We start from the raw sequence: 20,477 nt of genomic DNA on the forward strand, positions 1-20,477 counted from the left end.
CGAGATGAAGAATTACATTCAAGCGGGTGAAAATCTCACCCTGACGGCCCCGGCTGACGTCGCGGGCGGGGTTGGTGTGCTGGTTGGCACCATCTTCGGTGTTGCCCAAGGCGATGCCGTTGCGGGCGGAGACCTGGTGCTCGTGCGGCGCGGGGTTTTTGAGCTGGCGAAGACCTCGGCTCAGGCTTGGACTGTTGGTGCCAAGCTCTATTGGGACGATGCCGCAATGGTGATCACCACGACGGGAACCGGCAATACGGCGATTGGCGCTGCCGTGGCGGTTGCCGCAAACCCGTCAGCGACGGGCCTCGTTCTGCTCGACGGCACCATCCGCTGATGACCGGCATCTTTGACGGGATGGCCGGCATCCTTGCGGATGTGGTCGGCACCAGCATCACCTATCACCCCGCCTCCGGCGCCGCGCGCGACATCCAATCGGTGTTTCGCGAGGCCCCGATCGAGGTCGAGGGGGCGGACGGTCATGAGGTCCTGATCACCGCTCCGACCTGGCGCGTGTCTCGCGCGATTGTGCCCGATGTCCGGCGCGGCGACCGCATCGCCGTCTCCGGCGGGCGGATTTTCAGGGTCATGGCTGTGCATCCCACCGCCTCGCCTGCAATGGATGCTTTCGTTGTCTGTGAACTCCAGGTGGTTGAGGGATGATCCGATGGCCCATTACCGTTCCGTTTATCGGGCGCAGGCCATGGCCGCGCTAACCGGTCATACCCGCTTTGCGGCCTTCACCGCGTCCAAGGTCTGGTCGGGGGCGATTGATGCCGAGAGCCTGCCGGTTCTCGGTGTGCTGACCCCGCAAGAGGGGTTTCGCATGGAGAGCTTTACCACTTCCGAGCGCAAAACCCTGATGCAGATCGCGATCCGTCGCGCGGGCGGGGATGATGTCGAGGATATCCTCGATGAGGATAGCACCTTTGTCGAGGCGCTGGTGACCGGCGCGTTGCGGCAGCAAAACCAGTTCTGTTTCTTGCGTGAGACCTCGATCGTCAGCAATGCAGACGGGGCCCGGATCATCGGTACGCTGGTGATGGGGTTCGAGATCACCAGCCTGCGCGCGCCAGCCATGCTCCCCGATACCCCCTGATATTTTGCCGCGCGAATCCCGCGCGGTCTTCTTCATCTTCGATTGGAGGGCAGATCATGCCGGAAACCAACGCACAGATCGGGCTTGGCGCGAAGCTGGGCATCAAGGCCGCATCGGGCGGCACCTATGACAGCTTTGCCGAGGTCACGCGGCTGACCCCTGCGGGATGGACCCGCAATACCGTCGATGCCACGCATCTCGAAAGCCCGGATGCTTATGCGGAATTCATTGCGGGGCTCAAAACCGCTTCCGACTGCACCTTTGATGTCAACTGGGTACCAGCAGCCTCCGACCCGCTTCTCGCAGCTTTCGAGGCCGGAGCCGGCGAATTCCAGCTGACCTTCCCGAGCGGGACGGTGGGGATGCAGTTCAAGGGCATCGTGACTGCCTTCGCGCCCGGCGAGATCTCGCCCGAAGGCAAGCTCACGGCTTCCGTTACCATCAAGCCGTCCGGCCGGCCCGTGATCGTGGCGTTGCCGGCTGTGCCCGGACCGTAAGGATCAACCATGGATCTTCGCGGCATCATGCTCCTGCACCATGAGGGGCGGGACTATTCCATGACCATCGATATGGGCGCGCTCTGCACCTTCGAGGACGTCACCGGAAAAAACGGCTTTACCATGCTGACGTTGCTGGAAAACGGCGGCATCCAGAAAGGGCTGATCGGTGCGCGCGAGATGCGGGCCTTGATTTACGGCGGGCTCAAAGGCGATGCGCCCGAAATGACGCTCGAGATGGCGGGGCGCATCCTCGACGCCAATGCTTCGGCCTTTGTGGCGGGGGTCAATGCGGCGATGCCGCAAGAAGGTGATTTACCCGCTCCGGAGAAACGCCCGGGAAACCGGCGGCGCCCGCGCAAGCGGCGGGCGAAATAAAGATCTCTGCGCTTTTCCGCGATCATATTGCAGCGGGCTTCGCGCCAGATAAGTTCTGGTCGCTGACCCCGCGCCTTTTTGCACTTCAGATGCAGGCGGCCAGCGACCGTCTGCGCTTTGAGGTGGCGATGCGTAACCGCAGCGCTTGGACGACGGCGGCGCTCACAGGCGCGGCCTTTGTGGGAAAGCTGCACAAATTTGATGAGTATTTTGGCGCGAGCAGGGCCGCGGGGCAGGGTGGTGAGGTCCAGACTGCCGCACAGCAGGAAACGGCCTTGCGCATCTTGGCGCAGGCTTGGGGCGCAAAAGAGGATGGGTCGTAAATGGCGAACAATGTTGGCGAGTTGAAGGCGCGTCTTAGCCTCGATTCCACGGGCTTTGCCGCGGGTGTCGGTAGGGCAAAGGCTGAAGTATCTGGTCTGAAAAAGACCGTCGACGATGCTTCGCGGGGCATGCGATCGGCGGCAGCCGCCAATGCCAATCTGGTGTCCCAGTTCAACGACATCGGGGTGATGCTGGCGGCGGGGCAAAACCCGCTGCAGCTCGCCTTGCAACAGGGCACCCAGATCAGTCAGGTGCTGACCCAGATGGGCGGCGGGGTCGGGGCGCTGCGCGCGTTGGGCGGCGCGTTTGTCGGCATGCTCAACCCGGTTTCGCTCGCCACGATCGGGGTGATCGGCTTCGGCGCCGCGGCGGTGCAGTGGTTGATGCCAGCAAAAGAGGAGGCAAAAAAGACCGAGGATATTTTCAAATCTCTGAAAGATAGCATGTCTGGTTATAGCGACGCGTTCGGCGTGTCGCTGCTCTATACCGGTCAGGCCGAAAAGCTCTATGGCGAAGAGGCGCAGCGCGGAGCGGCGATTGCGCGCAAGATCATGGTGATGGAGGCCGAACGCACCCGTTCGACGATTTCCGAGATCATGAGCAAGGCCTATAGCGAGCTCGGCTTTGATGCTTTTGGCGATCGTGGGATTGCGGGCGTTGGACGGATTGACAGTGCGAACCTCGCCGAGGCCGCGGGCAAACTTGGCTTCAAGTCAGGCAGTTGGAATGAAACGCTCTTTGGGTATGGCGGGTTCTCTCAAGATAAGCTGGCAATTGCCGAAAGCTTCGGAGATGCGATCCGCGACATCTATGCCTATCTGGGCAAGCCCGTACCGGATGGCGGGCTTGATGCCTATCTGACCGGTCTGCGCGAAAAGCTTGAGGAGTTCGAGGCTCAGCTGAAAGTGGCCAGAGAGGCTGGTGCCGATAGTGCCAAGCTGGCGGCGATTGATGAGCAGATGATCCCCCTGCAGCGCGCGCTCCTCGAAGGGGAAAAGCAGCGTGCCGATATCCGCGCCGCCGATGCTGCCAAGGCAGAAGAGATGCTCGCGACCTATGCGCAAGAGGCCGAGATCAGAGCGTTAACACTCGAATATGGCAAGGAGTCCCGGGAGGTCGCCGACTACGTCGCGCAAGCCGAGCGCGAAAAACAATATCTGCTGATCGACTCGATGAACATCACCGATGAGATGAAGCAGGGCCTGTGGGACGCCGCTGATGCGTCTTATGATGCGACCATGCAGACATGGGATTGGCAGGCCGCGATGGCGGCTGTGAATTCTGAGCTGGCTGGAGCTCTCTCCCTGATCGGCGCCATTGGTGGCGGTATGATCATGAATGCCAAGATCAACGCGGCCAAGAGTATTCGTGATGCGGGTGGGTCTGCAGCTGAAGCGCGGCGCGCGGGCGAGGTCGCAGGAAAAAAGCAGGAAATACTGAATGGTCGCGACACCTTCGGCTCACAGTACTTCGGAATGACTGATCGTGAGCTTCAGGGGCATCTTGATCAGGTTGATCTCGATTTTGCCCAAGATGATGAATGGACGGCGCTGACCACCGAGGCGCGCAAAGCGCGCGGCGGCAAAAAGGCCGGGGCGGGGCGCAAAGGGCGCGGTAGCACCGAGCGCTTTACTGAAAGGCTTGGGGACTTGCAGGCCGATACCCAAGCCCTTCTGGCACAGGCCGAAGCTTTCAAAGGTGCCGTGGCGGCTGGGGGTGACTGGAGGCGTGAGCTTTCTATTATTGAGGAAGAACAAAAGCTTCTGACCGAAGCGCAGAAATCGAACATTGCTCTGTCACCTGAGATGGTCACGAGCATCCGTCAGATGGCGACAGAACATGTCGATGCTGAGCGCACACTCAAATCCCTTCAGGACGCTCAGCAAGAGTTCGCTCAAAAGCAGGAGGAAATCAAAAACGCCTTCGGGAGCGTGTTCTCGGACTGGATCAGAGGGGCGTCGAGTTTCAAGGATGCGCTGTCGGGTGTGATCGCCAAGCTTGCCGAAATGGCCGCGAGCAGCGCATTCGAGAGCCTTTGGGGAGCATTCGGTCTTGGCTTCGGCGGTGGCGGTGTGGTGGGCGGTGACGCATTGTCCAACGCGCTGCGAGCAACCGGGGCAAGTTTCGACGGCGGCGGCTATACCGGCGGCGGATCCCGTTCGGGTGGCCTCGACGGCAAGGGCGGGTTCCTCGCCATGATGCACCCGAATGAGTCGGTCCTCGATCACAGCAAGGGTCAAGGTGTTGGTGGGGGCGGCGCGGTCATGGTGAGCGCGCGCCATGACCCGGGCATCATCATCGAAATGATCGATACCCGGATCGGGGCAGCTGCACCGGGCATCCAGCGCGGCGCGGTCGGTCAAACGATGCGGGCCAGCAAAAAGTCTAAATCCATGTTCGGGTGACCTATGCCGATCAATGTTTTCCCCTGGCCCCCGGTCGGGGCCGTCGGCTCGGAATGGACCGAGGATGCGCCGGTTGCTCGGCTGCGCTCGCTCATGACCGGTCGCGATCAGATGCAGGCATCGCAGCGCCGGCGACGGATCGCGACCCTGCAGGTCTCGGCGCTGGCGCGGGGGCGGATGGGGGCGGGCTATTCCGAAATGCTCAAGCAGCTGCTCGAGGGTGGGATCCATGCGGTTCGCCTTCAATCGACGCCGATCAATTGGTGGCTGGATGAGCAGGCCCGTCAGGAACTCGGCTTTGATTCCGGCCCGTTTGATTGGCGGGCTGGTGGCGGACCGAACCCCTTGGCCTGGCAGACGGGATCTGGCCCAAACCGGCTCCTGTTTCTGACGGGATCAGCGGTGGTGGCGGGCACCGTTACGGCGAGCGGGCTCTTTGCCAATATGCCGCTGACCGGGCTGCCGCCGCGCACCCGGATTGCCGCTCCTGGCGATTTTATCCGGATCTATGACTTGGCCGATGCCACCCGATGGGAGGTCGCGCGCGTTGTGCGTGAGGCCGTGACCACGGCCAGCGGCACGGTCACACTCAGGCTCGATCGCGTGCCCTCGATCACCGGCGGGCGGGTCAATCTGACCGGTCAGGATGAGGGCGTGTTTCGGGTCGATGGCCCGCTTCCCCGCGCCATGCAAACGGTCAGTGGCGACTGGTCCTACACCTGGAGCTTTCGCGAGGTCTTCGCGGATGAGGTCGGTGGATTCACGGAAAGGCCGGGCACATGGACCTGACCCGCAACACACCACCAGCCTTGCTTGCGGCCCTTTCGGGGCCGTTTTTTTATCCGGTGGTTCTGGTCGATGTCGATTGGCCGGGCAGCCGCATCCGGGCGCACAGCAATGCTGGCCCGATCACCTGGGATAGCAGGACGTTTCAGGGGGTCGGCAAGTTCGGCAATGTCGATGTGCCGGGCGAGGCGATGGCCGGGATCCCGGAGGATTTCCGCATGTCGCTAACCTGCGATCTGCCTGAGCTTGCGACCTATGCGGACACCGTCATTCGCGGGCGCGCCGGCTCGGTCTATCTGGGAGCGACGGCGAGTCGCGGCGGGTCAGATCTGATCGGTGCTGTGGAGATTGCATCTGGCACCTGTGACGGTCTCGCGCTCAGGTCAGAGGTTGAGGGCGACGATGGTCAGACGGTGATCCTTTATACCCTGACCGTTACCTTCTCAACCGGGCCGTCCTATCGTTCGATGGCCGCCATCGCCCATAGCCATGAGGATCAGATCCGCTCCTATCCGCATGACACGGCGGGCGAGCATCTCATTCTTGCCCAAGCCAATGCCGAGAAAACCCTATGGCCTGCGCCGTGACGCCCGATCGCGTCATGGCCGAGGTCGAGCGGGTCATGTCGCGCCCCTTCGAATGGGGGCCTCGCGATTGCTGCTCGGCTGCCTGCGATGTCTTCGCGGCCCTCTGGGGTTTTGATCCGATGGCCCGGTTTCGGGGCTATCGCGGCGCGCGGGATGCTCTGCGGCTGATGGCCGACGGTGGTGGGCTGCCGAAGCTGTGCGCGCAGGTCTCGCGCGAGACGGGGCTCATCGAGGGTCATGCGCCGGGCGGCTTTGGCCTGACCGCGATCGAGGGCCTGCCCTCGCTTCTGATCTGTATCACGCCCGGAACCTGGGCCGGAAAAACACTGCGCGGTTTCGCCCTGGTGCGATCCGCCGATAAGGGCTGGTGCCTTGCGCAAACTGCTTCTGATCTCGACCGCCCTTCTGGGCTTTGCCGTCCAGCCTGATCGTGCGGCGGCCGAGCCGATAACGCTCGCGGTTGCCTCTGTCTTTGGCGCGACCGCCGGGGGCGCGGGCTTCGCCATCATCCAAGGCGTCGTCGGCATGGCTGTCTCGTTTGGTCTCAGCCTTGTGGTGCAGGCCCTGAGCGGGAAACCCAAAAGTGAGACGGCGCGGGCAGAACTGACCAAGCCGACCTCGCTGCCCGCCTATCGCTTCGTCTACGGCAAGACCTGGGCGCCCGGGACACCGGTGGCTTGGCATGTCCGGGGGCGGGTGCTCTATGTCTGCTATCTCTTGAACAGCCGCCCCTCGGCCGGGCCGTTCACGGTGCTTTTCGACAAGCGCAAAGTCGAAAAGACCGGCGATGAGTTTGATTTTTCGATGGCGGGCGGGGCGCGCGCGACCAATGCGCCCTTTACCAACCCTGGCTTCAGCCTGCCTTTGGCGATGTACTGGATCGGCAAGGGCGATCAAACCTCTTGCCCCGCGCGGATCGTTCAGGAATGCGCCGGGCATTTCCGCGCAACGGATGCCTGGCGCGGGCGCACCGTGCTCTGGGTGCGGCTCGATTGCGGCGATGATGACAAGCGGTCAACGACATGGCCCGCCAGCCCGCCCGAGGTCAATGTCGATGGCAATTGGTCCCTCGTCCATGACCCGCGCGACGGGCAGGAGAAGTTTACCCGCAATCAGGGCCTGATTGTGTTGGACGCGCTGCGCAAGAACCCGATGCGACCCTATCGGGACGCCTATCTCAAGCTCGACACATTCAGCTGGGCGGCGGATGTGGCGGGGCAGGCGGTGCCGGTCAAAGCGGGCGGGACGATCCCGCGCTATCGTTGCGACGGCGTGCTGGTCTTTGGTGAGGGCGCCGAGCTCGAGGACCAGATCCAGCCGCTGCTGAATGCCGGTGCGTCTCGACTGACCCGTATCGGCGGGCAGCTGGCGATTGTCCCTGCCGTCGCGCGTCCGAGCATCGAGGTCATCACCGATGTCACGGATGGCCAGCCGCTTGAGCTGGTGCGGTGGCGCGCCTCAGACGACCTCTATACCGAGGCGGTCGGGCGCTTTCCCGCGCCAGATCGTGCCTATGAAAGCGCCGAGACCCCGGTCTTCGTCGTGCCCGGCGCGCAGGCCGAGGATGGTGGCATCGCCAAGCGGCTGGTCCTTGATCTGGACTTTGTCACCGATCACCGGCAGGCGCAGCGCCTGGCCAAAATCGCTGCGATGCGCTCGCGCATGCAACGCCAGGTCAGCACTGAGCTATTCCCGGAGTGCTTTGATCTCGTGGCCGGATCGGTCTGCACCCTCAATCTGCGCGCGCCCTATGGGGCGTGGAACGTAGATTATGAGGTTGAAAGCATCGCGCCAACCGCTGGGTTGAATGACGATGAATCGGTGGTGATCCGCCTTCCGGTCACGCTGACCGAGACCTCAGCCGCAGTGACGGCTTGGAATGCTGCCACCGAAGAGCAGGACATGCTGGCCGGAAGCTTCGACGGATCGGGTACCCGGGTTGCGCCGCCGGTGACAGTCTCGATCGAGACCGGCAGCGTTGCGGCCCAGATCTCGGGAGAAACCACCGTGCCGGCGGTGATGGCCTATTGGAGCGCGTCGCCCTCGGCGTCGGCGACGGGCTATGAATGGGAATGGGGCACCGAACGCTTTGCAAGCCCTTCTGGTGGCGGCGACGAGAGCTGGCGCCATAGCGGCTGGCAGCCCGGTGGGCAGATTGCCAAAGGGGCCGCCGATGACGATGGCGTCTTCAAAGCATTCCTGCAATGGCCGCAGATCTCGGACCTGCTGCGCTACAAGATCCGGGTTCGTGCAAAGGGCAGTTACGGCGCCTCGGATTGGCTTGTCTCCGCGCCGATCCTTGCGCGCGGGCCTTCGGCGGTTGTGGCGGTACCTCAGCGTCTGACGGCCGAGCCTGATGGTGCGGGCGCGATCCGTGTGTCTGCTGTGCAGGCCAATGATCGAGATGCCCGCAAACTCCTGATTTACGGCAGCAATCTCGACGCGCCGCTGACGGCGTCCCTGCTCTGGACGGACAATGCCATGGCTCAGGTCTCGGTCTCCCGGCGAGAGGCGGGCTTGGGCAATTCGGCGACGCGCTATTACTGGGCGCGCGCCCGCGATCAATGGGGCAATCTGTCCGACTTCACGGCCAGCGCCTCGGCAACAACCACCTGACAATTCGAGGGGCAACATGCCTGCACCCACCTTCAAGCTGCCCGTTTCCGGGTCGGCGCCAAACCAATATGCGACCGAGACCGCTTTCGACAGTGCCGTGAACGCGGCTCTGGGCGCGCTTTGGACCGATGTCATCACCAATGGCGGAAAATCCTTCAGCACGCGCGCGAATGCGGTCGCAGCGGGGCAGGCCGGACTGCCTGTCGCTCTCGGCTTGATCTATACCCGCGAGAACTCTTCGCTGGTTGTGCGCGGCCCTGGTCAAACCGCAGATGATCCGCTGTTTGCGACCTATCCCAATTGGGGCGTGGTCTCGCGCATCGATCCCGCGATTGCGATGCGTGATGCGGGTTTGATGACCTTGGCAAATGTCGCCGGAACCGCCGACGCGCTGACTGCCGAGCTGCCGCAAGCTGCGAAGCAGAACGGGGTCACAGCGACCTCATCCTCATCCGTTGTCGAGATCATCCCGGCGCTCTCGAATACGGGGGGCGCCGAGCCGACACTGTCGATCGATGGCGGCGCGCCTGTCCTGATCCGCTCGGAAACGAATGGGGTCTTGGCCGCGGGGCAGCTCGCAGCCGGTCGGTCCTATCTCCTGCGGCGACGTGGACCCTACTGGCGGGTGATCTCGGGCGCGGTCGCCTTGGTGGATCTTCTGGCAGCCCGTTCCGACCGGATCGTTGGAAACGTCAATATGGGGACGGTTACCCTCGAAACTATCGCCGGGTCCGGCGATGCCATTACCGCATCGGTGCCGTCCCTTCTGACCGGAATCGGTGTCGTCGCCGCCAACCTTCGCCGCATCCGCTTTGCGCCGATCGCAACCAACAGTGGCGCGGTGACGATCAATATCGACGGGCAGGGTGCGCAGATCCTTCGAGATGCGAACGGCCAGACGCTCGCGGCGGGCTTCCTCGTGGCTGGCCGCTATTACGAGGCGGTCAAGGTCAACACGCTCTGGCGGCTGGTTGCAGGGGAGGTTTCGAAGACCGACCTCTCAGCCGAGGTTGCGACGGTGAACGCAGAACTGCGCTCTGGCCGGGTCTGGCAATATGCGAGCAATGGCCTGACGATTGACGGGGCCAATCCACCAACCGGGACGCAGTGCATCGACGTCACCAAATCAGTCGGGACGGAATCCGCGAAATGGGTTCGAGCCTCTGCGCCGAGCGATGGCGTGGTAACGGACACGCTGCGCCGCGACGGCACGGGTAACCAATGGTGGCGCCGGGCCTCGTCTTCCCAGGTGCTGCGGGATGACATGTACGACGGCGCCGTCAAGCGCGTCGTCGCAAACAATCTGCGACCGTCTGGGATCACCGTCCCGGCAGGAGCGAAAGTGCTTGTCATTACGAAGGGCAACGCGCCGGGAGAGGCAATCTGGGCGACGATTGGCAGGCTGCCCGACCTGCCTGAAACCGATGAATATGCAAAAGACCTCGATGCAAAGTGGTGGATCCTGCGGTGGTCGTCGGAATGGGTCGCCCGCGATCATCCGACCTTCGCCCAGATGCAGGCCGCGCTGGCCACGGTCTCGGGCAGCGGCTCGGGCGGCGGTTATACGCCCCCCGAGCCCTTGCCCGCCTCGGCGACCCTATTGCCGCGCCGCGTCGGCGGGGTAACCCAGCTGGTTGGCGATGCCGGGATCGGCGCTGCGGCGCGCTATACGGTCGGCGGCGACGGGGCATGGCACTGGCTGCCGTCTCGGGTCGCGATTGTCATGGTCTTGGGTCAGTCCAATGCAGCTGTCTCCGAGATGGAGGGCCCTCCGCTCTATATTCCAGCGAAAACGCCTGACTTCGTGATGATGTCGAATGATGGGGTCGGCGAGCTCGGCGCGTTGCGCGGCTGGAATGGTCAAATTCCGTCGGCGTCGATCACCGGCTTCGTGCCTGCCGCGATCACCGGCGTCCAATCCTCGGCCGAGGCCTTGGCTTCGGCGTCGAACGCGCTCGATCCGCGCGGGGCCGGGATGATCTACGCCGGCAGTCATGGGCGCGGCGGCGCGGGATTCACGGCGACCGATCCGAATTTTGCGATCTGGAAGGTGCTTCCCTCCGGCGCGCCCGCGCCCCAGCGCATTCGCATGATCGAGTGGGTGACGGCGGTGATGACGCATGCAGCTGTTCCGCCCACGGAAATCGTGATCGCCTTCACCCATGGCGAGACCAACCGGCGCGACCCGTGGGCGACCTATACGGCTGACGGGCTCGGCTACATGGCCGATATCGAGGCTGATCTGGCGTTCACCGGCCTGCCGGTGGTCTGGCTGGTCGATATTCCGGGCGGCACCACAGCCATGTCCGCGTTTGGTAGCGACTGGCAGGTCAAATACGCTTTGCGCGAGTTGATGCGACAGGCGCGCCTGGCGGGTCATAAGGTGGTCGATGTCGGGCCGCGTTATCACCTGCCGATGGGCACGGCGCGCGGCGGGACGCAGGATCATATCCACACCTCCTATCTGTCGCAGGTCCGTTTGCGCGAGATGGATGCATTTGCCTATCGCAACCACGTTGCGGGCCTGCCGTGGTGGTGTGCCTTTCCCAAGGGAGAGCGCGCGGCCGGGCTCGGCAACAAGGTGATCCTCGCGGTCGAGAGCCTGACGCCGATTATGATTGACCGGGACATGGTGCCGCGCGACCCGCATTTTGGCTTCAGCCTCTCGAACGACAGCGCCACAATCACCGGGGTTGAGCAAACCGGGGATCGCGAGATCACCCTGAGCCTCTCGGGCACGCCGAACAGCTCGGCCCGGCTGCAATATGTCTATCGCCGCCCGAATGCGGGTGAGATCGACACGCGCTATGTCACCGCAGCGGGTTCGATCCGCGAGGTCTGGCAGGGCACCGGCCCGATCACCGGACTGCCGGTCTATCGCCCCATGCACAGCTTCGAGGTGCCGATTGCCTGAGGTGCGGATCTGAGACTTAAGAGAAAGATGCAGGGTCAGCGAGATGGCGGAGCGCTAACCCTGCGCAGTCAGATGGCCAGGAGCGAGAAGAACAGGGAAGCCTGACCATACCGTCGCCTTCGTCAACCCGACGGTAAGACAACCATACCGCGCAATCATCCCGCCACCATTCGACCTTTCTCTGATGCGCAGGAGGCGCAATGACAGAACAGCAAGTCGGCACGGATCTTGTCCGCGCCATTCAATCTGGCTGGCCGCAGATCGTGGCGATCGTCGCCATCATCTGGTGGGCAAGTAAACTGGACATGCAGGTCAAGGGGGCGATGAAGCGGCTCGACCGGCATGAGGAAAGGCTGCGTGGCCTAGAGGCGGCGCAGCATCAACAGGCCATAGATGCCGCCGAGATCCGAGAGGCGATGAAAAACATCAAGCTGACGCTCGATCGTATCTATTCGGAGGTGTCGGAACTTGGCCGGGTGCAGCACCACAGCGAGCGGACTATTCCGCCACGCTAATCCCAACCCGCTTCGCGAGTTCTGGCTGCGCCGCATCTTGGCATTTTGCATACTGATGACAGCAGCGGCGATGTGTTGACCGGCCCATTCCTGGGAGACGGCGGGGTATTTTCTTGACCCAGCATATTCGCTGTGATTCATTGAGGATGCGGGGGCGCCGGGGTCTTGGTGCGGCATGCATTAGTCATGTTGCGGGTTATTGCACGGTCGGACATTGGATTTCGGCCTATAGGCATCAATCAACACAAGCCGGGACCCGCACCATTACGTTGTATAGAATTTATATCCGTAGTGCCGGAATATTTTCTTCTGATCCATCGAAAGACCTTTATCGATCCAATGAGGTTGGAGAACGAGGCCGACATCTGCTGTTGAGCCTTTTGATGAAGCGACGATGGGGCGCAGATTGATTGCACAATCCGTGGACCAGTTGCGAGATTGCACATCAATTGCCTGATAAAATGCGCTAGCGCAAATGTCTGCAAGTTGGAGTCCGGCATGTAGATAGTGAGGCACGTAGTCGACCAGCCTATAATTTAGCACTTCGAACTTGATCTGGTTTCTGTTTAGGTATGGCGTGCCCTTGGCGCGCAAAAGTTCCCAGTAGGCCTTGGTTTGGCCATAGGAATGGCCACCACGTGCGCTGAAGAGAACCTTCATTTTGGCTGGTCGGCCAAGCTTTCTCATCGAGTTTTGCAGGCAAAAATTTGTCGCTCTCTCCATGAGAATTCTAACGATCCAGTTATAAAACCATTGCTTTCCTCCCGCTTCAGCTGCTCGAGGATTGTTGTAACCACGCATATTTTTCTTGTTTGAGCAAACTGTGAAGCTGCGGACGGGGAGGTCTGCAAGCAGCTCAGCTGCGCGGCGCCTCTTGGTGAGGCTGAGTTTTCGGTAGTGGAGAACGCCAGATTGAGTTGCATCTATGTTGTTGCGGATATGATCAAGCCAATCTCGGCATTTGCCTTCGTCCTCAGACCTTACCAGTAAGCCTGAAATAACGAGCCATTCTGATGAGCCTTGGCTGTCGATAGGCATGACTCGTTTAAGGCCGTCATCGCCAGCCTCATCAATAAACAGGACGTAATCATATTCCGGAACTCTCATCAGGAGATGATGACCGTGAGGCCGTGAGATTCGTCAAGATCTTAATAGCCGCCCCTCGGGGCGGCTTTTTCATTTCAGGAGAGAGAGAACATGACCGCAGTCATGAACGCGGTGCGCGCGCGGCAGGCGCGCTGCGCTGCCCTGGGCTTTTGGCCGGGCCCGATCGACGGGATCGACGGCAACCGGACCCGCGCGGCCTATGCAGCGGCGCTGGCCGCGCAGAAGGCGCGGGGGCAGCCGTTTCAGCATTCGAGCGGGGTCACCCGGATCCACTGGCATTGGGCCGCGAGCGGCTATGCCGCCAGCACCGAGGCCATGGCCGCCTATCACGCCCTGATCCTCGGTGATGGTGAGGTGCGCTGGCTGGCTGATCCAGCGACGCCGCGCTCGCATACGCTCAATGCCAATGGCGGCGCGGTCGGTCTTTCGATCTGCGCCATGGCCGGCGCCAATGAGCGCCCGTTCGTCTGGGGCAAGGCCCCGCTCCTGCCGGTGCAGGTCTCAGCTCTCGCGCGCGAGACCGCGCGGGCGTGCCGGATCTACGACATTCCGGTCTCGCCCTGGTCCACGCTCTCTCATGCCGAGATCCAGCCGAGCCTCGGCGTGGTCCAGAAAAACAAATGGGACATCACGGTGCTGCCCGGCATGGTCGGTCCCGCTGATCCGATCAGCGTGGGCGATCGCCTGCGCGATCTCGTTACCCGCGAACTCTCCACCCTCTGAAACCGAAAGGAACCGTTCCTATGCTTGGGCAAATCGCTCTGATTATTCGCTATATCCTCTATCCGCTGGCCGGTGCGCTGACCGCGCTTGGCTTCGTCAGCTTCGACGAGGCCACGGGCACGCTCACCGTCTATCTGAACGACCTCGCTGTCGTTCTCGCAGGGCTCGTGATCTATGCGGCGACCGTGATCTGGTCGCGTGTCGCCAAGAAGAAAGGCGGGGCGACGTGATCGCGGTGCTGCTAGTCAGCGCAGCACTGGCTGCGCTGCTCTGGGGGCTGATAAGGGGCGGAAAAAACCGCCCCTGAACAGCGAGCAACCGCCAGAAAACATCCTGGGCGGTCACCAAAATATGCACTCGCTATAAACACAATCAACAGGCGTCACTCATCACGCAAAGACAACGCTGCGATGCAGAACGGGTTTCCTGTCTAAAACGGCAGGTGCTTGCGCAGACTCAATTTGCGCCCATAGGCTCGAGCAGGCGTAGCCAGATCGCCGCCACTCGGATTCTGACCGCGAAACGATATCGAGCCAGCCCTCACTCGCCAGTACGCCGACGTACCGATACAGGCGCTGTTAGGAGGGTTTCAGCAGCCAATCTGATTGCCCGCTGCAGCACCTCCCAGCGCACCTGCAACAGTTGCTAGGTTGCGTCCGCTCCCGCCGCCAACTTGACGGCCAAGACCAGCCCCTACAGCCGCACCGCCCAAAGTCGCTGTGTTGCACCGGATTGCAGCTTGTTGAGTTGGAGTTGCATCGCATGCGGCTAAGGTTATGACGGCACCTAGCATGGTTAGAAATGTCTTGATCATTGTCTTGACCTCATTGAAATCCAAGTGACACCGATAGTCTTTCATTCTCTTGAACCAGACCTCACTCTCAGGGCTATTCCAAGCTGTTTTTGTAGACCTTTCCATCCTTCATTATGACACGGATATTTTCGGAATCTGCAAGGAGATCAATGTTAATCAATGGATCCCCATCAATTAAAATAAGATCCGCGAGAGCACCTTTTTCAACTACGCCGAGCCGGCCTATATAAGGGCTGCGTAATCCTGAAAGCTGCAATAGATCGGCGTTCGTCGAGGTCGCTTGCCGAAGTATCTCAGCCGGAGTATACCACTGCTTTAGTGAAACCAGCATTTCCCCCTGCCGGCGTGCCATCGCCTCTGAGAAGAGGACATCCGTGCCAAAGGCTGTCTTGAGGTGGTATTTTTTTGCAAGTTGGTAGAGTCGATCCGAGCCTGAAATAACCTCCTGTGCTTTTGCAGCCTGATCTGATCCAGGGGGAAACATGTTGCCAAAGAATTCTTCAGTTATCGGCTGGGCAGAAAGCCAGATATCCTTTTCAGCCATATATTTTGCAGTTTCATCGTCGATGAGTTGACCATGCTCTATTACCTTCACACCAGCATCGATCGCCCTTCGCACGGCTTCAGATGTGTAAGCGTGAACCGTGACGTAGGTCCCCCAGTTGTTAGCTGCATCGACAGCTGCCCTTAGTTCCTCTGGCGTAAATGTTGAAACATCAAGCGGGCTGTGGGGCGAGGAAACCCCTCCGCCTGCGGTCAGCTTGATTTGGCTTGCTCCCTGCATCAACTGCTCGCGAACGCGCAAACGTACCTCATCCGGGCTGTCCGCGATCATAGCGCCCCCGACTTGCTCAACTCGTGACAAGGGCTTTGAACTCTCTCGAGGGAGATCAACCATCGGGCGAAAATCGCCATGCCCGCTTGTAACCGAGATGATTGCACCCGAAGGCCAAATGCGCGGACCAGGGACCACACCAAGATCGACAGCTTGTTTTAGTCCAAACGATGGGCCTCCGAGGTCGCGAACAGTAGTAAACCCGCGCATCAGGGTGGCAGTGGCCTCAGCGGCAGCAAGAATGTTGGAGAAACCGACATCACCAAACAGCATTTGCTCAGGCGTTTGGCGTATCATCATCGTATGCCAATGCGCGTCAATCAATCCGGGCATAAGTGTACGACCGTTTCCATTGATCACCACGGCCTCCTCGCCTACGGAGGAGATAGGGCCGATTTCTGCCACTTGGTTCCCACGAACGATAACAGAAGTCGGCTCACTTAGCGCTGCTGACTTGCCGTCAAAAATCCGGACGTTTTGGAAGAGCGTTTCCGATGCCTCATCTGCTGATGCAACACCAAAAAAAAGCATCGATATCAGAACGGTTCCGACTAAGTTTGGCGACTTCTTCATTCCAGCTATTACCCTCGAATTGTATAAAATCGGGATAGTAAAGTGGAAAAATTACGACTCGTTACAACAGTCGCAAAGAAGTGACACCGCAGCACTTATAGTGTATATTTGTTGGTTTATCCAGGTTGTCAACTGTTATTTGGAGGCAGATTTCCAACAAGCGCCAAGCTTGACACCACGGTGCATTCACGGCCTTTAGAGATGTGCACTGGCTGTTTCTCCTATCTAGTGCTGCAACAGGCGCTCGTGCGGCGTTCGTCGGCTGGCTATTTTGACAGAGGATGCGGAATACCAGCCCCCCTGTTTATGGCCGATGGCCCAGAACGGAATTTACCTCTGGAGCACTGGCGGCGCGGAGTAAAAACCGACTCGCCGATCTCGGCGTTTGACGAGGTCCATTGATAGATTGGTCGGCACCAGGATCCGTGAAATCTGAGCGGTCGGAGCGATCGGCGGGGACCGCGAGGATTGATCGAATCTCGCGACCCGCCTAGCCTCGGCCCATGTGCAACCTCTACACCACCACGAAATCCGCCGATCTCGTCGCGCAGATGTTCCCGAGCCGTCCGCTGCGGGATCTGACCGGCAATGAGCCGTGGCCAGCGGATGTCTATCCCGATCGGCTGGCTCCGATCATCCGGCACGATGGTGACGGACTGGCGGTAGCGCGTGCCAGATGGGGAATGCCGACGCCGCCGATGTATCTCAAGACGGCCCGCGATCCGGGGGTGACCAATATCCGCAACACCAACTCCCCGCATTGGCGGCGCTGGCTCGCGCCCGCGCATCGTTGTCTCGTGCCAGTCGAGCGGTTTTCCGAGCCGGGTGCCGATCACAAGCCGGTCTGGTTCGAGGCCGCGGGTCCGGTTTTCTTTGCTGGCATCCAGACGCAGGGCTGGACCAGCATCCGCAAGGTCAAGGACGGCGAAACCACCGACGACCTGTTCGGCTTCCTGACCTGCCCGCCGAATGCCGAGGTGGCGGCGATCCATCCGAAGGCCATGCCTGTGATCCTGACCCAACCAGATGAATGGGATCTGTGGCTGAGCGCGCCTTGGGATCAGGCGAAAGCGTTGCAGCGACCGCTGGCGGATGGGGCGCTGCGAATTGTGAACTGACGTTGCGCCGTGGGCTCTTGCCCTGATGTTCTCTAAGTGTTCTCATTGTCGATCTGTAGGAATCACATCGACATGCCAGCACGCCGCCCATCAGCCAACCCGTGGAATAACCCGATGATGTGGGAAGCCGCGCGGGAAAACCTGCTGATCCGGCTGCGGTGCAATGGATGCCGACGGTCCGTCTATTACTGGGCCGCCGATCTGGTCAAAGTCGTCGGCCCCTATCATCAGGTCCATGTCCCGCCGTGGCGGTGCTCGCGCTGCAAATCGGCCGAGTTTGTCGAAGTTCACGCCACCTATCCGCACGCCGAGTTGCTGGGGAAAGTCACGATCCGCCGCCCGGTCAAGGAGATCACGCGCTGGATCTGGCGCAATGAGGTGGGCGGGGAGATCGTGAAGTGACGCGCTGGTCACATGTTCCAAGCAACCGCAATAACGCCGGTCCAGACGAACGGCTCGTGCTTCGAGATGGGGATGAGGTCGGTGGTGTCGCCATCACGCAAGACGGCTGGCGCTGGGAAACTTGGGTGTCTCCGGCAGCGCAAGGGGTCGAGCCGACCTTTGCCGATGCGCTCGAGGCTGTGCGCCGGGATGCCGCCCCGAAATCTCGCCTCTAACGCATGAAGGACCATCGCATCTTCATCCATTGCCGCTGCGGCCATGTCGGCTGCGTCACGCTCGGCTATTTCCTCCACCGCGATGAGATGCTGCGGCGGGCGCGGTGCACTGTCTGTGGCAAGCGGGACGGGTGGACGGTGATCGTGCTGCCGCCAGCGGGGAGCAAGGGGTATCCGGGGTAGCAGACTGGCCGGTGATCGAGCTGTGGCGGCTGGAGGTGAAGAACTAACCTAGACAGCGAAAAGCCGAGCGGTCTTGGTTATGAGGCCCGCCCGGCTGGACTCGTTACGCCGCGTTGTTTTCTTGCCTCATGCATACGCCTTTGGGTGGAGTTTCGGCTATATAACTAAATCGTAAGTAATAGGTCAGCATCGGGGCACTATTATATAGACCAGTTGACCTATCTGTGGCGCTGCGCAGAGGTTGTCAGGCGCTTGCTGTGGTGGTTGGGCGGTTCCACCCATCACGCCTCCTCCCCGCTCTCTCCGCGGGTCGCGCCCTGATAGGCAAAGTCGATATGCTCCTCGACTGATCCCATGCGCCCTGTCGCTGGCGGATCGGGCGCCGCAATTCTCGCAGATGTACAGGTGTCCGCGCTTGCCCGTCACCGCCCTCCCTTCCCAGCAAGGGCGCGCCGGGCGGCGCGGGCAACTACCGCTAAACGGTTGAAGATCAGAACTTCCAACCGACACGGGCAGAAATCGTGTCGTTCGTGGCCTTCCATCCCTGCAAATTGTCGTAGTCGTGCCGGGTATACTTGATGCCCAAGATCACGTTGTCAGTAAGTGCATAGTCAACACCTGCTGCCGCGAGCCACCCATCATCACCACTGGTTTTGACGTAACCGGCAGCGATATAAGGCAGAAACCTTGCGTAGGCGTAGCCGAGCTGTGCTTCAATACTTACCGTTTTCAGGTCAAACCTGTGAGACTCCTGCTCAAATGAGGTCCTAACGCCGTTTGTTCGAGCGTAGTTTGCCTCCACGCCAACAACAGCCTTGTTGGAAAACTGATAGCGATAACCGGTGAAAACACCGAAGGTGTTCGCGCTTTCTTTCATTTCCTGCACGAAAGTCGAAGCATAGGCGGCGCGCACGACCTCCGTCCACGCTTCGCTTATGATGCGAGTTTCCCGACGCTCGGGTTCTACGATGATCGTTTCAGTCCGGGCGGCGCTCACGATCTCAGTTTCGGTTCGCCCCGGCTCCACGATCACAGTTTCGACCCGCCCGGGGGTGACGACCACGGTTTCGGTCCAACTGTCACGAACGATTTCTGTTTCAGTGCGTCCTGGTGTGACGATGACGGTTTCGGTCGACGTTTCGGTCCAAGCATCGCGGATGGTGACGGTTTCGCGACCGACTTCGCCACGTTTCCAGTCGCCTGTCCATTGCCCCTTATCGTTCCATTCGCCGGATCCGGGAACCGGGACTGGGCAAGTGTTATTGCCATGGTTGCAGCCGGGATATTGGTCTTTCGGGTCGGTTGGCTTCCAAATTTTGTCGATGACTGGGCGTTCTTCTGTGACAGGAGGGTGCTCAACAACGATTTCACGTTCTTCCGTGATCGGGGGTATCTCGACTTCTCGGGTAATTGGCGGATGAACCACGTCGCGCGTGACGGGCGGGATTTCCCGTTCTTCGGTTACCGGCGGAATTTCTACGTCACGGGTCTCGGCAGGTATCACGACCTCTTCGGTTACCGCCGGTACTATGACTTCTTCGGTGATAGCCGGGTGTTCAATCACCTCAGCCGGATGCTCGACGGGTACTCTGCGTTTGAGCTTAAGGTCGCTATAGCCGATTGCGGCCCCTAGATACGGCCCAGTCCATGAAAAGGATTGAGCGTTCTCTAATTGACTTTGAGCGGCGATCATCGGTGCTGGCGCGACATCGTCAACAGACACCACCGGAGCTACATATCCCCCGGCAGATGCCGTTGATGTAGCAAAAACACAGGCCAAGACAGCCATATTTTGTGCAATATGCGTCAAATCGTTACCCTACTATTTAAACAACATGATGGTTAACAGAGATCTTCTTAAGGTAGAATCTCTCAACAAGCATCCTGACTATTCAGACAGTTAGGCGACCGCGAATTGTGATAGGGACATTCCGCTCTTAGCTATCTTGATTGGTTAAGGGGTAACTATTTGTTGGCTAGGATAGCCCTTGGCCTCAACGCTCGGCTTCCAATAGATCTCGCCCGGCCGCTCTGGCAGCTTCCGAAAGCATTGACCGCAGAGCCAGTAGCCGTTGACGAAATCGCCGTTCTGGTGCTTGCAGGTCGCGGTCATGGGCGGGGCTCCTGCTCAAGGTCTTTGAGGCACCGCTTGCAGACCAAGGACCCGCCTTTACCGCGCCAATCATAGCCCATGCAGACAGGATCATGCCCCATCAGCCAGCAGGCGAACGGTGCCTCGCTCACGGCTTCTCTCCCCCGAGGGCGCGGCGCAGTGCGCCGTCTGCTATGTGCCAGATGTGAGGGTCTAGCGATCGCGAGACCGCGCTTCGGACCCGCTCTAGCCCCTCCCGTAGTATATCGACCTCCCGCGCCTCTCTGCTCACCG

Annotated in this window: 22 protein-coding genes; 17 read left to right on the forward strand and 5 right to left on the reverse strand. The window is 60.7% G+C overall.

The annotated features are described in order from the left end of the window. Positions 1-4 precede the first annotated feature (4 nt). The 12 genes from JCM7686_RS03785 (at position 5) to JCM7686_RS03845 (ending at position 12,121) form a co-directional block, all read left to right on the forward strand. Positions 5-337 carry a DUF2190 family protein gene (locus tag JCM7686_RS03785; RefSeq protein WP_041527106.1) on the forward strand — a complete coding sequence of 111 codons (333 nt, stop codon included), beginning with the start codon at positions 5-7 and terminating at the stop codon, positions 335-337. Then, on the forward strand, positions 337-663 hold the full coding sequence (locus JCM7686_RS03790; protein WP_041527107.1) for a head-tail joining protein: 327 nt from the start codon (positions 337-339) through the stop codon (positions 661-663). The genes JCM7686_RS03785 and JCM7686_RS03790 overlap by 1 nt, the downstream gene beginning before the upstream one ends. A 4-nt stretch (positions 664-667) precedes the next feature. Next, a complete protein-coding gene (locus JCM7686_RS03795; RefSeq protein ID WP_020949542.1) occupies positions 668-1,099 on the forward strand; it encodes a hypothetical protein in 432 nt (143 codons plus the stop codon). Between the two features lie 56 nt (positions 1,100-1,155). Beyond that, positions 1,156-1,596, forward strand: coding sequence for a phage tail tube protein (locus JCM7686_RS03800; protein ID WP_020949543.1), 441 nt, complete (start codon positions 1,156-1,158; stop codon positions 1,594-1,596). A gap of 9 nt (positions 1,597-1,605) precedes the next feature. Continuing rightward, positions 1,606-1,974 (forward strand): hypothetical protein, encoded by a 369-nt coding sequence (locus JCM7686_RS03805; RefSeq protein ID WP_020949544.1) that lies wholly within the window; start codon positions 1,606-1,608, stop codon positions 1,972-1,974. Positions 1,975-2,297: 323 nt separating this feature from the next. Next, complete coding sequence (locus JCM7686_RS03815) at positions 2,298-4,703, forward strand: phage tail length tape measure family protein (protein ID WP_020949546.1); 2,406 nt, start codon at positions 2,298-2,300, stop codon at positions 4,701-4,703. 3 nt (positions 4,704-4,706) lie between these two features. Next, entirely contained in the window at positions 4,707-5,492 is a 786-nt protein-coding gene (locus JCM7686_RS03820; protein WP_020949547.1) for a hypothetical protein, read from the forward strand. Then, a complete protein-coding gene (locus JCM7686_RS03825) occupies positions 5,483-6,076 on the forward strand; it encodes a hypothetical protein (protein WP_020949548.1) in 594 nt (197 codons plus the stop codon). The genes JCM7686_RS03820 and JCM7686_RS03825 overlap by 10 nt, the downstream gene beginning before the upstream one ends. Further along, complete coding sequence (locus JCM7686_RS03830) at positions 6,061-6,504, forward strand: DUF6950 family protein (protein ID WP_020949549.1); 444 nt, start codon at positions 6,061-6,063, stop codon at positions 6,502-6,504. Before JCM7686_RS03825 ends, JCM7686_RS03830 begins: the two co-directional genes overlap by 16 nt. Next, positions 6,449-8,692, forward strand: a complete 2,244-nt coding sequence (locus JCM7686_RS03835) for a phage tail protein (RefSeq protein WP_020949550.1) — start codon at positions 6,449-6,451, stop codon at positions 8,690-8,692. Before JCM7686_RS03830 ends, JCM7686_RS03835 begins: the two co-directional genes overlap by 56 nt. Before the next feature lie 16 nt (positions 8,693-8,708). Then, positions 8,709-11,606: a hypothetical protein gene (locus JCM7686_RS03840; RefSeq protein ID WP_020949551.1), complete on the forward strand. Its 2,898-nt coding sequence runs from the start codon at positions 8,709-8,711 to the stop codon at positions 11,604-11,606. Between the two features lie 200 nt (positions 11,607-11,806). Continuing rightward, positions 11,807-12,121 (forward strand): hypothetical protein, encoded by a 315-nt coding sequence (locus JCM7686_RS03845; protein ID WP_020949552.1) that lies wholly within the window; start codon positions 11,807-11,809, stop codon positions 12,119-12,121. A gap of 264 nt (positions 12,122-12,385) precedes the next feature. Here the strand turns inward: JCM7686_RS03845 and JCM7686_RS23835 are convergent, their stop codons facing one another. Then, positions 12,386-13,228, reverse strand: coding sequence for a DUF3800 domain-containing protein (locus tag JCM7686_RS23835; RefSeq protein ID WP_020949553.1), 843 nt, complete (start codon positions 13,226-13,228; stop codon positions 12,386-12,388). 90 nt (positions 13,229-13,318) lie between these two features. Here JCM7686_RS23835 and JCM7686_RS03855 point away from each other — a divergent pair, with 90 nt between their 5' ends. Both JCM7686_RS03855 and JCM7686_RS03860 read left to right on the forward strand, forming a co-directional pair. Further along, entirely contained in the window at positions 13,319-13,951 is a 633-nt protein-coding gene (locus JCM7686_RS03855; RefSeq protein ID WP_020949554.1) for a peptidoglycan recognition protein family protein, read from the forward strand. Positions 13,952-13,971: 20 nt separating this feature from the next. Next, positions 13,972-14,181, forward strand: coding sequence for a Pam3-gp28 family putative phage holin (locus JCM7686_RS03860; RefSeq protein WP_020949555.1), 210 nt, complete (start codon positions 13,972-13,974; stop codon positions 14,179-14,181). A gap of 359 nt (positions 14,182-14,540) precedes the next feature. Here JCM7686_RS03860 and JCM7686_RS25105 read toward each other — a convergent pair whose 3' ends face one another. Then, complete coding sequence (locus JCM7686_RS25105) at positions 14,541-14,870, reverse strand: glycine zipper 2TM domain-containing protein (protein WP_328286677.1); 330 nt, start codon at positions 14,868-14,870, stop codon at positions 14,541-14,543. Beyond that, positions 14,839-16,173 (reverse strand): metal-dependent hydrolase family protein, encoded by a 1,335-nt coding sequence (locus tag JCM7686_RS03865; RefSeq protein WP_041527109.1) that lies wholly within the window; start codon positions 16,171-16,173, stop codon positions 14,839-14,841. The genes JCM7686_RS25105 and JCM7686_RS03865 overlap by 32 nt, the downstream gene beginning before the upstream one ends. A 503-nt stretch (positions 16,174-16,676) precedes the next feature. Between JCM7686_RS03865 and JCM7686_RS03870 the strand changes: the two genes are divergently transcribed. From JCM7686_RS03870 to JCM7686_RS24635, 3 genes are all read left to right on the forward strand, one after another. Continuing rightward, positions 16,677-17,291, forward strand: coding sequence for an SOS response-associated peptidase (locus tag JCM7686_RS03870; RefSeq protein ID WP_020949557.1), 615 nt, complete (start codon positions 16,677-16,679; stop codon positions 17,289-17,291). Positions 17,292-17,363: 72 nt separating this feature from the next. Further along, positions 17,364-17,693 (forward strand): hypothetical protein, encoded by a 330-nt coding sequence (locus tag JCM7686_RS03875; protein WP_020949558.1) that lies wholly within the window; start codon positions 17,364-17,366, stop codon positions 17,691-17,693. Between the two features lie 56 nt (positions 17,694-17,749). Next, the gene (locus JCM7686_RS24635) at positions 17,750-17,908 is read left to right on the forward strand and encodes a hypothetical protein (protein WP_158442336.1); all 159 of its coding nucleotides are present in this window, start codon (positions 17,750-17,752) and stop codon (positions 17,906-17,908) included. 673 nt (positions 17,909-18,581) lie between these two features. On the opposite strand, the gene JCM7686_RS23845 is transcribed toward JCM7686_RS24635, so the two are convergent. Continuing rightward, positions 18,582-19,901 carry an outer membrane protein gene (locus JCM7686_RS23845; RefSeq protein WP_148292572.1) on the reverse strand — a complete coding sequence of 440 codons (1,320 nt, stop codon included), beginning with the start codon at positions 19,899-19,901 and terminating at the stop codon, positions 18,582-18,584. Positions 19,902-20,045: 144 nt separating this feature from the next. Beyond that, complete coding sequence (locus tag JCM7686_RS24640) at positions 20,046-20,204, reverse strand: hypothetical protein (protein ID WP_158442337.1); 159 nt, start codon at positions 20,202-20,204, stop codon at positions 20,046-20,048. Positions 20,205-20,477 lie beyond the last annotated feature (273 nt).

This window comes from Paracoccus aminophilus JCM 7686, from assembly GCF_000444995.1.
GTDB classification, from domain to species: domain Bacteria; phylum Pseudomonadota; class Alphaproteobacteria; order Rhodobacterales; family Rhodobacteraceae; genus Paracoccus; species Paracoccus aminophilus.